At 70.2% G+C, this 11986-nt stretch carries 13 protein-coding genes; 9 read left to right on the top strand and 4 right to left on the bottom strand.

Annotation, left to right across the window (positions count from 1 at the left end):
- Positions 1 to 35: 35 nt before the first annotated feature.
- Positions 36 to 1121, bottom strand: a complete 1086-nt coding sequence (locus tag SM793_RS35130; protein WP_320442400.1) for a threonine/serine dehydratase — start codon at positions 1119 to 1121, stop codon at positions 36 to 38.
- A 54-nt stretch (positions 1122 to 1175) separates the two neighbouring features.
- On the opposite strand from SM793_RS35130, the gene SM793_RS35125 reads away from it, so the two are divergent.
- The 4 genes from SM793_RS35125 (at position 1176) to SM793_RS35110 (ending at position 5970) form a co-directional block, all read left to right on the top strand.
- On the top strand, positions 1176 to 1838 hold the full coding sequence (locus SM793_RS35125; protein ID WP_320442399.1) for a TetR/AcrR family transcriptional regulator: 663 nt from the start codon (positions 1176 to 1178) through the stop codon (positions 1836 to 1838).
- 228 nt (positions 1839 to 2066) lie between these two features.
- Positions 2067 to 2282, top strand: coding sequence for a hypothetical protein (locus SM793_RS35120; protein ID WP_320442398.1), 216 nt, complete (start codon positions 2067 to 2069; stop codon positions 2280 to 2282).
- Positions 2283 to 2468: 186 nt separating this feature from the next.
- The gene (locus SM793_RS35115; protein WP_320442397.1) at positions 2469 to 2906 is read left to right on the top strand and encodes an SSI family serine proteinase inhibitor; all 438 of its coding nucleotides are present in this window, start codon (positions 2469 to 2471) and stop codon (positions 2904 to 2906) included.
- 214 nt (positions 2907 to 3120) lie between these two features.
- Positions 3121 to 5970, top strand: a complete 2850-nt coding sequence (locus tag SM793_RS35110) for a hypothetical protein (RefSeq protein ID WP_320442396.1) — start codon at positions 3121 to 3123, stop codon at positions 5968 to 5970.
- Positions 5971 to 6015: 45 nt separating this feature from the next.
- On the opposite strand, the gene SM793_RS35105 is transcribed toward SM793_RS35110, so the two are convergent.
- The gene (locus tag SM793_RS35105) at positions 6016 to 6963 is read right to left on the bottom strand and encodes a YafY family protein (protein ID WP_320442395.1); all 948 of its coding nucleotides are present in this window, start codon (positions 6961 to 6963) and stop codon (positions 6016 to 6018) included.
- Between the two features lie 74 nt (positions 6964 to 7037).
- Here SM793_RS35105 and SM793_RS35100 point away from each other — a divergent pair, with 74 nt between their 5' ends.
- On the top strand, positions 7038 to 7514 hold the full coding sequence (locus SM793_RS35100; RefSeq protein WP_320442394.1) for a hypothetical protein: 477 nt from the start codon (positions 7038 to 7040) through the stop codon (positions 7512 to 7514).
- Complete coding sequence (locus tag SM793_RS35095; RefSeq protein ID WP_320442393.1) at positions 7511 to 8074, top strand: NIPSNAP family protein; 564 nt, start codon at positions 7511 to 7513, stop codon at positions 8072 to 8074. The genes SM793_RS35100 and SM793_RS35095 overlap by 4 nt, the downstream gene beginning before the upstream one ends.
- Positions 8075 to 8150: 76 nt before the next feature.
- Here the strand turns inward: SM793_RS35095 and SM793_RS35090 are convergent, their stop codons facing one another.
- On the bottom strand, positions 8151 to 8384 hold the full coding sequence (locus tag SM793_RS35090) for a DUF397 domain-containing protein (RefSeq protein ID WP_320442392.1): 234 nt from the start codon (positions 8382 to 8384) through the stop codon (positions 8151 to 8153).
- On the bottom strand, positions 8381 to 9241 hold the full coding sequence (locus SM793_RS35085) for a helix-turn-helix transcriptional regulator (RefSeq protein WP_320442391.1): 861 nt from the start codon (positions 9239 to 9241) through the stop codon (positions 8381 to 8383). The genes SM793_RS35090 and SM793_RS35085 overlap by 4 nt, the downstream gene beginning before the upstream one ends.
- A gap of 170 nt (positions 9242 to 9411) precedes the next feature.
- Here SM793_RS35085 and SM793_RS35080 point away from each other — a divergent pair, with 170 nt between their 5' ends.
- The 3 genes from SM793_RS35080 to SM793_RS35070 all read left to right on the top strand — a co-directional run bounded on the left by SM793_RS35080 (position 9412) and on the right by SM793_RS35070 (position 11473).
- Positions 9412 to 9858, top strand: coding sequence for an ATP-binding protein (locus SM793_RS35080; RefSeq protein WP_320442390.1), 447 nt, complete (start codon positions 9412 to 9414; stop codon positions 9856 to 9858).
- A 20-nt stretch (positions 9859 to 9878) separates the two neighbouring features.
- Positions 9879 to 10601, top strand: coding sequence for a hypothetical protein (locus SM793_RS35075; RefSeq protein WP_320442389.1), 723 nt, complete (start codon positions 9879 to 9881; stop codon positions 10599 to 10601).
- Between the two features lie 62 nt (positions 10602 to 10663).
- Positions 10664 to 11473 carry an alpha/beta hydrolase gene (locus SM793_RS35070; protein WP_320442388.1) on the top strand — a complete coding sequence of 270 codons (810 nt, stop codon included), beginning with the start codon at positions 10664 to 10666 and terminating at the stop codon, positions 11471 to 11473.
- Positions 11474 to 11986: the final 513 nt, after the last annotated feature.

The following is an 11986-nucleotide window of genomic DNA, read 5'->3' as shown; positions in this document are numbered from 1 at the left end:
GGGGGGGGCGCCCCCCCCCCCCCCCCCCGGCCGGTTCAGCGCGGGTCGGGCGGCGTCCGGAGCGTGGCCGGGTCGGTGTTGGCGCCGCACAGGACGACGCAGACCTTCTCGCCGTCGGCGGGGCGGTAGCCGTAGGTGCTGTCGGTGCTGTCGGTGCTGTTGGCCCTGTCGGTGCTGTCGGCGCCCTCAGTGCCGCCGCCGTCCGTCAGCAGGGCGGCGAGGGCGGTGGCGGCGCCGTGCTCGACCAGGATCCGGCGATCCTCCCAGAGTTCCCGGCGGGCCCGGACGATGGCCTCGTCCGGCACGAGCACCGAACGGGCGCCGGTAGTGCCTCCCTCCGAACGGGCGCCGGTGGTGCCTCCCTCCGGCCTGGCGGCGTCCACGGCCAGGGCGGTGGCCCGGCGGGCGCCGAGCGAGTCGCCGGCGACCGAGTCGACCGTGACGTCCACGGGCCGGCCGGCCGCGAGGGCGGCGTGCAGTGCCCGGGAGTGCTCCGGCTCGACCGCCACCGCGCGGATCCCGTGCTGCCGGGCGGCCGTGGCCACACCCGCGAACAGCCCACCGCCGCCGACTGCGACCAGCACGGTGTCCAGGCCGGGCACCCGCGCGTGGATCTCCTCCATCAGGGTGCCCGCGCCCGCAGCGATCAGCGGATGGTCGTAGGCGTGGCTCGCCAGCGCGCCGCCGGTCGCGGCGAACTCCTCGCAGGCCGCCAGCGCCTCGGCGTACTCCGTGCCGACCAGCCGGACGTCCGCCCCGTACGAACGCAGCCGGGCCACCTTCACCTGCGGCGCGTTGGCCGGCAGGAACACGGTCGCCCGCACCCCCTCCCGGAGCGCCGCCCACGCGCAGGCCAGCCCGGCGTTGCCGCCGGAGGCGATGGTGACGCCCGCGTCCGGCAGGGTCCCGGCCTCCCGGTGGGCCCGGAGGAAGTTCTGCGCGCCGCGCGCCTTGAACGACCCGGTGTGCTGGAGGTACTCCAGTGCGAGCCACAGCTCGGCGCCCTCCCTGCTCCCGGCGGCCGCGAGCCCCTCGGCGGGCGCGACCGCCACCGGCCGGACGTGGCCGGCGATCCGCTCCGCCGCCGCCTTGATGTCCTCGTAGCCGAGCTGCTGTCGCATGGTGCCGCCTCCAGGGGTCCGCATTCCGGTACGGCGTACCGTACGCTGTGCCGCATGCCCCGGCAATCCGCCTCCCTCGACCGTGCCACCCCCGACCGCATCGCGGTCGCCGCCCTGTCCCTCGTCGACGGCCAGGGCCCGTCCGCCCTCAGCTTCCGGACGCTCGCGGCCCACCTGGACATCTCCGTGGCCTCGCTCCAGCGCCGTTGCACCGACCTGGCGGGCCTGCTCGACCTGGTCACCGACCACCTCGCCGAACGCCTCCCGCGCATCGCACCCGGCACCCCCTGGGCCGACGCCACCGAGACCCGGTTCACCGCGCTGTACCGGCTGCTGACCGCCCACCCCGGGCTCGTCGCCCTGCGCGGCAGCCGCCCCTGGCTGGGCCGGAACCTGCTGGCCCGGCTGGTCGAACCGCAGCTCGCCGACAGCCTGGCGGCCGGGATGACCGCCGAGGAGGCGATCACCGCGTACCGGCGGATGTACCTGCTCACCCTCGGCAGCGCGAGCTTCGTCGACCACCGCGACCCTGCCGCCACCCGGGCCGGGACCCGCGCCGCGCTGGCCGCCCTCGACCCGGACACCTATCCGGTGCTGAGCGGCCGGCTCGCCGAGATCGTGCCCGTCATGACCGACCACGAGGTGTACTACGGGGCGCTGCGCCAGCTGATCCGGGCCGCCGTGCCGCCCTCGCCGTCGGCCTCGTCCGGGGACTGACCGGTGCCCGGAAGGGCACTGCTGTCCTTCCCCGCGGGCCTTCCCGCCACCGGCCCGGTCGGGGTGCGGCCCGTCCGATCCGGCGCGCGCAGGCATTCCGCGCGCCGGTCCGCTTCTCGCCGTCGACGCGTGCGCCCCGCCCGTCCTGCCCGATCCGCGCGCCGGGCTGCCCGACCGGCGCCGGACCTGGGAATATCCTTCCGACCGTACGAGAACGAAGAACCAAGGATGGGCGACATGATCGGTGTGGTGCTGATCGGCGTACTGGCGCTCGTCGTCGGGGGCTGTGTCTGCGTGGTGTGGGCCGACCGCGGGGGTCCCCGGTGGACGCGCGCCGTGGCGGCGGTCACCGTCGGCGCGGGCCGGGCGGTGCGGAAGTACCAGAAGGCCCAGCGCCGCCAGGTCAACAGTGGCTCCGAGACCCTCGGCGGCGACGGGGGGTAGGTACGGACCGTTGGGTCCGGCTGTTCCCGGCGCATGTGCTCTCACCGTTGCCCCCTGCCGATCGGCAGGGGGCAACGGCGCGTCGGGAGAGGAAGCGCGTCGGGCGAGGAAGTCGGCGCCACCGACTTCCCACTCCGGTCCGGCGGTCGGCCGTGACGCCGGTACCGGGGGCTCGTTGCGCCGGGCGTGAAGACGACCCGCGCCCTCGCCCTCCTCGCGACCACGCTGCTCACCACCGGCCTCGCGAGCGCCACCGGCCCCCTCGGCACTGCCGCCACCGCCTCACCCACCACCGCCCTCGCCCTGGGGACGAGCCTGCGCCTCACCGTCGCCCACGGTGAGACCCCCTCCGCCGGAACGCCCCGCACCGTCACCCTCGAATGCCCGCCCGCCGGCGGAACCGCCAACACCCACCCCGACCCGTACACCGCCTGCCGTCTGGTCGACTCCGTGAGCGGGGACCTCAACCGGCTCGACGTCGACCCGGGCGTCTGCACCGATCAGTTCGACCCCTACACCGTCACCGCCTCCGGCACCTACCGCAGCCGCCCGCTCTCCTTCCGGCACACCTACGGCAACCACTGCGTCCTGCTCCGCACCACCGGGGCGGTCTTCGACTTCTGACCGCCGGACCCCCGGTCCCCGGCCGCCCACGGTGTCCGGGGCCATGGGGCACTCGAATACCCGTGCGCGAGCTGAGTGATCGTTCTGCTTCAATGTCTCGTCCCCGTCGAGGCGTGCGAGATCCCCGCCGCCCGGGAGGGGGGTGTGAAGAGATGGGGGAAGCATGTTCACAAGACGACGGGGCTCCAGACCCGGCGTGAGGTCAGGCCGCTGGGTGGTTCTCGCCGTGGCGGCCGGTCTGGTACTGCTCCCGAGTCTGGAGACGGCAGCCGCGGCCGCCGGTCCCGCGACGGCTCCGGCGACCACAGCAGCGGCTCCGGTCGGACAGGCCGCCTCGGCAGCGCCGGGGGAGACCTCGGCGAAGCTGGCCGGCGGCACGATTCCCGGTCAGCCGGACCTTTCCGGCGCCTTCGTCCCCAGCGGTCCGACCCGGCTGTTGGACACCCGTGACGGCACCGGCACCGGCGGCGACGTCCGGCCCGTTGGCCAGAACCCGTTGCTCCTGGACATCTCCCAGGTGTCCGGCAACTCCTCGGTCAGGCCGACCGCGGTGGTCCTCAATGTGACTGTCACCAACCCGACCGGTGACAGCTACCTGGCCGTCTACCCGGTCAACGGTGTCCGCCCCACCACCTCCAATCTGAACTTCTCACCCGGCCAGACTGTGGCCAATCAGGTCACCGTCCAGGTCGGTTCCAACGGCCAGGTGTCCTTCTTCAATCACGTCGGCACCACCGACGTGATTGCCGACCTCGCCGGCTACTTCACGCTCGACAAGGCCGCATCCACCTTCGTCGCCAACGGCCCGACCCGGCTGCTGGACACCCGTGACGGCATCGGCACCGGCGGCGTTCGTGCCCAGGTGGGCGAGAACGCGAGCATCGGACTGCAGATCGCGGGGGTCGCGGGCGTGCCCGCCCGGAACGTCACCGCGGTGGTCCTCAACGTCACGGTGACCGAGCCGACCGCTGAGAGCTTCGTGACGGTGTACCCGAGCGGCAGCGGCGTCCCCTCGGCCTCCAACCTGAACTTCTCGGCCGGTCAGACCGTGCCGAACCTGGTCACGGTGCCGGTCGGCGCGGACGGCAAGGTGGCGTTCTACAACCACGTCGGTTCCACCGACGTCGTCGCCGACCTCGCCGGTTACTACGTCTCCGGCGAGCCCCGGACCGGCGGCGTGTTCCGGAACAGGGGCAGGCCGACCCGGCTGCTGGACACCCGTGAAGGTATCGGCACCGGCGGTGTGCGGGCCCAGGTGGGCGAGAACGCGAGCATCGGACTGCAGGTCGCGGGGGTCTCGGAGATCCCGGCCCGGAGCGTCACCGCGGTGGTCCTCAACGTCACGGTCACCGCGCCGACGGCCGAGAGTTTCTTGACGGTGTACCCGAGCGGCAGCGGCGTCCCCTCGGCCTCCAGCCTGAACTTCTCGGCCGGTCAGACCGTGCCGAACCTGGTCACGGTGCCGGTCGGTCCGGACGGCAAGGTGGCGTTCTACAACCACGCTGGTTCCACCGACGTCGTCGCCGACATCTTCGGGTACTTCAGTGTCGGCGACCAGCTGGGTCTTTCCGCTCTGAGCTTCTCCTCGCCGACCGTCGACGCCTCGACCGGGACCGCCGCGGTCACCCTCACCTGGACCGTGACCGACTCCAACCCGGAGTCCCGGTACAACGGCGGCACGATCGTCATCCGCCAGCAGGGCGACGCGCCGGATACCTACGTCGGCCAGAGCCGCGTGGTCTCCTTCACCCAGGAGAACAACGTCTACGGCGGTGCCGCCTTCGTGTCCGGCAACGTGGCGAGCGCCACCTACTCGTACCGCTTCGCCGTACCGCGCTACGCAGGCGCCGCCACCGCGAAGTGGGCGGTCTCGCTGGTGATGATCTACGACGAGAGCCAGCAGCGCCAGGTGCTGGCCGGATCCGCCCTCGGCGGCTTCGGTAACATCCTCACCGCCACCTCGCAGGTCTCGACGGTGACGGCACTCAAGCCGTCTCTCTTGCTGAACCTCAACGGAAGTATGCCGTACGTCTATTATGCCGCTGATAGTTCTTCTGTGGCCTACAGCATCGGGATTCAGGAGCAACAGTCAGGTTTCTGGAACGGGACCCTGCAGTTGAGCGGCCCCGGAGGGGCGACACTGTCCGGTTCCTTCGAGCTCTCCGCATCCGACGGCCTGCTCAACTATCCTTGCCAGGGCGATGCCAGACAGCCTTCGTGCACGGCCATTGTGCAGTTTCCATCCACGGCTCCGGCCGGTGTTTGGAGCGTCTCTACGGTGACGCTCACCAACAACGCGGGCCAGTCCCGATCCTTCACCAACCTCAACATGCTGCCGGTCACGTTCACTTTGAACGGGACTCTCCGGGCGGACGGGTTCACAACAACGCCCACTGAACTCATTACCTGGGTGGACCGGGCACCTTTCAAGCTGTCCATGAATGTCACGGGTGCACAGAACGGTGTCCGCTCGATCGAGACACGGTGGAACGGAATGTGCACTCAGGGGTCGACGTACCCGGTCGGGGAGCCCGACGGCCGCCTCTCGGTGTCGGTCGTCCTCGGGCACTCGATGGGAAGCTCGTGGTCAGCGTGCGTACTGACCGGGGTGGCCATCACAGACGGCGCCGGAAATTTGGCACTCTACGGCTCCAATTTCCGTGCGCCTGACCCCGGGGTGTCGGTTCGGAGCATTCCTGACACTACGCCGCCGACGGCGATTTCGGCGGCGCTCACTGTCACCAGTGTTCCTTGTACAACAAATTTCATTAGTGTTGGCCTTCGCGTTCGAGTGAGCGACCCGACCAACGCGGTTCAGACCATCCGGGCATTTGTGTATGACGGGACAGGCAAGAGCGTTCACGTCGGCACGGGTGCGATGGACGTATTTCCCGAGGGTGAGGCCGTGTACTTCATTAGTTTCCCGAACGGGCCGTTGGCAGTGGGGGCCTATACGGTGGGGTTCTCGATCTCCGATGCCGGAGGGCTCACCACCTTCTACGGAACCCCGGGCGGGCAGCCCGTCCCGGGCGGACCGCTCACCCTGGAGATCACCGCAGGGTGACCCCCACCGAAGGCTGAGGCCCGCTGCCTGAAAGCTGGCTGCCCGCTACGACGCGTCGTAGCGGGCAGCCAGCTCATGGACGGTGGCGGCGATGCGGTCCCGCAGCTCCGCCGGGGCCAGCACCTCGACGTCCGCGCCCAGGCGGAGGAACTCGCCGTGCGCGTGCTCGACCGACTCGATCGGCACCCGGGCCTCCGTCCACTCATCACCACTCGAAAGTGTGAGGCCGAGACGTCGCGCACCCTCCGCCGTCACCCGGACGAGTGCCTCCCCGGTGTGCAGCCGGGCCCGGAAGTCGGCCACGTACGCGCGCCAGTGGGCGGCGAGGTCGAATCCGGCGGGCGGTGCGGTGGCTTCTTCCTCCGCGAGGAGGCGCAGGCCGAGGATCTGGTCGACGCGGTACGTCCGCAGCCCGGAGGCCCCGCCCGCGACCAAGTACCAGCGCCCGGCCTTCAACACCAGCCCGTACGGCTCGACCCGCCGCTCGATCTCCTCCGGCGCCCGCCAGCGCCGATAGCGCAGCAGCACCGCCCGCCGCTCCCAGACGGCGGTGGCGACGGCCCCGAGGTGCGGATGCGGCGCGCGGTCGGCGTCGCCGTACCAGCCGGGCGCGTCGAGCAGGAAGCGCTGCCGGATCCGCCCGGCGTGCTCGCGGAGCGCTGCGGGGAGCGCCGCGTGCAGCTTGAGCCGGGCGGTCGCGAGGGCCTCCCCGAGCCCGAGTTGGGCGGCGGCCTCGGGCAGCGCGGTCAGGAAGGCGGCCTGAGCCTCGTCCCCGGTGAGCCCGGTGAGGCGGGTCCGGTAGCCGTCGAGCAGCCGGTAGCCGCCCGCGTGCCCGGCGTCCCCGTACAGCGGGATCCCGGCGGCGGCGAGGGCCTCGACGTCCCGGTAGACGGTCCGGACGGAGACTTCCAACTCCTCGGCGAGTTGCCGGGCGGTCATCCGGCCCCGGTTCTGGAGCAGGAGCAGCAGGGTGACGAGTCGGCTCGCGCGCATGGCGTCGAGTATCCGCGACTCGGCACGTTTTCACTGACAGAGGATGTCAGTGGAGTGTCCATAACCTGCGGCGCATGAACGATTTCGACTTCCTCCACGGCTCCTGGGACGTGGCCAACCGCCGTCTCACCGCACCGCTGACCCCCGGCCCCGAGGTGTGGGAGGAGTTCCCGGGGCAGTCGGTGGTCCGGCCGCTGTTCGGGGGCGCCGGCAACATCGACGAGATCACCTTCCCCACCCTCGGCGACCGCCGGGGCGCGACCCTGCGGCTGTTCGACCGGGAGCGCGAGCAGTGGTCGATCTTCTGGTCCGACAGTCGCACGGGGCGGCTCGACCCGCCCGTGACCGGCGGCTTCGCCGGGGACCGGGGCGACTTCTACGGCGAGGACACGTACGAGGGCCGGCCGATCCGGGTGCACTTCACCTGGCACCGGCTCGGCCCGGACGCGGCGCGCTGGGAGCAGGAGTTCTCGCTCGACGGGGGAGTGACGTGGGAGCTCAACTGGGTCATGGACCTCACCCGCACCGGACCGGCGACGGTCGGCCTGTGAGCGCGCCGCCGCTCGACCTGTCGCAGATCGTCGAACTCCGCAGGTACACCCTGCACCCGGGCGCGCGGGACACCCTGATCGAGCTGTTCGAGCGCGAGTTCGTGACCGGGCAGGAGGCGTTCGGGATCGCGGTGGGCGGCCGGTACCGCGACCTGGACGACCCGGACCGCTTCGTCTGGCTGCGCTCGTTCCCCGACCTGGCGAGCCGGCGACGCTCCCTGGAGGCGTTCTACGGCGGCCCGGTGTGGCGGCGGCACCGCGAGGCGGCGAACGCGACCATGATCGACAGCGACGACGTGTTCCTGCTGCGCGGCCCGGGCTTTGTCCCTGTGGACGCGGAGGTGCTCGCCACTGTCTGCCACCCTGCGGACGCGGCCGCCTTCGACGCGTACGCCGCCCGGCACCTGGACCCGTCCCACGCCCTCCACTGCACCGAGCACGCGCCGAACGACTTCCCGGCCCTCCCCGTCCGCGAGGGCGAGGACGTCCGGCTCTGGTTCAACGGCCCTGCTGAGCCGCCCCCGTGGCGGTCGGAGCGGCTGCGCCTGGCGCGGGTATGAGATGAGACGACGGAGTGGGAAGTCGGTGGATCCGACTACCCACTCCGTCGTGTGTCGACCGTCGCGTGTTGCTACATCAGACCGTGAAGTCGGGAGCCTGCGCCTCGATCGCCTTGACGAAGGCGGCCCACTCGGCGCGGTCGAACGCGAGGTGCGGCCGCTCGGGGTTCTTGTCGTCGCCGACCCATACGTCCCCGTTGGGGAAGCGGGCGACGATCACGCAGTCGCCGTTGCCCTCTGCCGAGAAGGGAGACTTGGACCAGCTCGCGTCGGCGGGATTGTGGTCGTAGGGGTCGTGCTTGTGGCTCACGTCAGCTCTTCCAGCTTGCGTTCGAGGGCGGCGATGGTGTCTTCCGGCGACAACGCGAACTGCTCGACGCGCACGAAGGTCCTCTCGGCTCGCTTGACGTCGCGTCCCGTTCTCCTTGGGAGCATACCGCCGATGGCTTCGACGAAGACGAAGCCGTCGGACTGGTCGTCAGGGAAGTGCATGAGGGTGATTCCCGAGGCCAGAATGCCTGGTCGACCCGCACTCAGTGGCACCAAGTGGAGTGTCACATTGGGGTAGTTGGCGACTCTGATCGCATGCCGGATCTGTTCGGCGAGCACGCCCTGGTCGCCCGCGACAAGCAGTGCGACCTCTCCGAAGTACGCCTTGAACTCAAGCCTCGGATCCTCGGTCAGCCTGCGCTGGCGGAGGATGCGAACCTCGGCTCCCGCTTCGACAAGCTCGTCGTTGGGTGCGTCGACGCCCGCCGCGATCATCTCGCGGGCGTACCCCTCGGTCTGGACGAGACCCGGAAACGCGGACGGGAAGTAGTTCAGTATGCGGGACGCGTCGGCTTCCAGCGCCAGGTACTCGGCGAAGGCCGGTGTGATCGTCTCGGCGTAGTCCAGGTCGCGCCACCACTGCTTGGGCGGGCTGTCGCCGAGGAGACTCTCGAGGTCTTCGCGATCCTGGCCCGTGACGCCGGCGTGGTCGAGCAGCTTGCTGAGATCGGCACGGCTGAGCGGTTGCTGGGCGCGTTCGATTCTGCTCAGCCGACCGGGGCTCCACCCCTTCAGACCGGCCGTCATGTCGACGAGGGTCCTGTTGTTCTCCAGTCGCCAGGCGCGCAGTTCGTCGCCGAGGCGGATCTGCCTGATCGCCGACAGTTGCTTGCTCAAGTGGCGCCCCTCCCTTCGAGTGTGGATGTCCAGTCTCACCGGATCGAGGCCCGGGTCTCAAGTCTGCTTCAAGATCAATTAATTTCTTCGAGCAATGCTGTTGCAGTTTCGATTTCGAATGCCCCACACTCAACGTAACCGACCGGACACGCTCCTGAAGGGGCTCCTCCATGTCCACTCCGGATACGCCTGCCTTCCGCACCTGGGAGGCCCAACTCGCCGATCACAGCACCTCGGTGCGAACCGCCCGCCGTGGGATCCGTGACCAACTGACCTCCTGGGGGTGGTCGGGCGAACGGGTCGACGACCTCGTCCTCATCGCCTCCGAGCTGGTCACCAACGCCGTCGTCCACGCCTGCTCCGGACACGGCGAAGTCCGCCTCTACCTCCAGGAGTTCGACGGCGACTGCCGGCTCGCAGTCTGGGACCCCCGGCACGACCTGCCGCTCCACTCCCGCGCACCGCGCCGCTTCAGCGAATGCGGGCGGGGCATCGACCTCGTCCGCCAACTCGCCTTCGACTTCGGGGTCGTCACCCGTAAGGGGGCCGGAAAGCGGGTCTGGGTCCGGATGTTGCTCGATCCCGCCACCACCCCGCCACCACCGCTCGCCGGTTGAACTCCCAAGGACCCGCCTCCATGCACCCCGCCGCCATCGCCTTCCAGGACCCCGCCCGCCTGCACGCGCGCTGCGAGATCGCGGGCGTCCGCCGCCGCACCCTCCAGCCGGGGTACGAGACCACCGTCGCCGTCCCGGACGAGGTCTGGGAACCGCTCCCGGACGGGCACCCGGAGCGGTTCGCGCCGAGTGTCTTCACCCGGGACGGCGGCCTCGTCGAACTCTTCCGCTTGCCCGACACGGTGTTCGACATCCCCACCGCCACCGCCCTCGTCGAGATGCTCGGAGACGCCTTCCCGGTCACCCTCGGTGAGACCACCGACCGACCCGGCCTCGCCTCCACCCACACCGACCCCGAAACCGGCTTCCGGCTGGGCCTGCACGTCGACAACCACCAGGCCCTCCCGTACCCGTCCCGGGAGACCGCGCGCCGCAGGCTCTGCGTGAACCTCGGGCCGGGCAGCCGGTACCTCCTCCTCGCCGACACCGACATCAAATCCATCTGCCGAACCGTCCACCACCCCTACGAGACCCACATCCCGACCACGGCCGACCTGCGGATGTACGTCACCCTCCGTCGTACCGTCCGCGTCCTCCGGATCCGTGTCGACCCGGGCGAGGGCTGGCTCGCGCCCACCGCCGTCCTGCCGTACGACGAGTCGACCGCCGACCTGCCGCTCCCCTCCGTGACCGCCTCCTGGCTCGGCCACTGGGACCGCGGCCTCTTCCCACCCCTGATCTGATCCCCCTCCCTCCCCTTCTGTGTCAGGCTGGAGGGTGCACGACCAAGGTCGGGAGGCTCTCGATGGCCGAGATCAGGGTGAACGGCGTGTCGCTGTACTACGAGACCCGGGGCGCCGGGCCGGGGGTGGTGCTGGTGCACGGCTCCTGGACGGACGCCGACTGCTGGGTGCGGGTACTGCCGGGGCTCGCGGAGGAGACCACCGTCGTCTACTACGACCGGCGCGGACACAGCCGCAGCGAGGACCTGCTCACCCAGGGATCCGTCTACGAGGATGCCGCCGACCTCGCCGGCCTGATCATCGGACTCAACCTCGCGCCCGCCTACGTCTGCGGCGACTCCTACGGCGGCCTGATCGCCCTCCGCCTCGCCGCCGCCCGCCCCGACCTGCTGCGCGGCGTGACCGTCCACGAACCGCCCGCGACCGGCACCCTCCTCGCCGACCCGGAACTCCGCCCCCTCGGCGTCGCCTTCGCCGAACGCATCTCCGCCGTCCGCGAACTCCTCGAACAGGCCGAATCAGCGGCCGCGGCCGAGCTCTACGCCAACACCATCGCCTTCGGCCCGGGCGCCTGGGACCAACTCCCCGCCCCCGTCCGCCACACCTACATCCGCAACGCCCCGACCTACCTCGACGAACTCCGCGACCCGGACGCCCTCGACCTCGACCTCACTGCCCTCAACCGCTTCACCGAACGCGTCCTCCTCACCCAGAGCGACGACAGCGCCCCCATGTACGGCGAGATCCTCGACCTGATCGACCTCTCCCTCCCCAAACCCGAACGCCACGTCTACCCCCACGCCGGCCACGCCCCCCACCTCTCCGAACCCGAACGCTGGGTCCGCACCACCCTCCCCCACGCCCTGAACTGACCGAGTCCGCCGTACGGCCTCCGGCGGGCCCCAGCCGTGCTTCAGAAGCGATTCGGGACTCCGGGTCGCCGTCCCGCGGACGCAGTCACGTGTCGTAATGATCGGAAGCGGAACGCTCCCGCCGCCTGTGCTTAGAATTCGAACTCCTGTGAAATCTGATTCCTGTGATATTGCCTTATGTCGGCGGCATGCAAATCAGATGCGGCGCTGGGGCCATAAGTCGTGGGCGTAGAAGTGCCGATGGCAACAGTTACCTGGGACTTTCGGCGGCCGTCGCCCGGGCTACACTTGCGGCCGGTAGTAGAATCAGGCGGGTTGGTGGATATATCCCAATCCAATTTTCTATTCGGGTTACCTTGAGTGAAGTCCCATGCATACAGGGAGGGCCCAGTGGAACAAAATCCACTGGGCCCCCTGGGACTGTCTCAAAGCCGATGGGGATCGATTTTGAACGGCCTGGTTGACTTCTGTGACCCGGGACTAGTCGTGACGATCAAGCAGTTGGATAGTGAA

The sequence above is a fragment of the Kitasatospora purpeofusca genome (genome assembly GCF_034043715.1).
GTDB classification, from domain to species: Bacteria; Actinomycetota; Actinomycetes; order Streptomycetales; family Streptomycetaceae; genus Kitasatospora; species Kitasatospora purpeofusca_A.
This window is presented reverse-complemented; position numbering and strand designations above follow the sequence as displayed.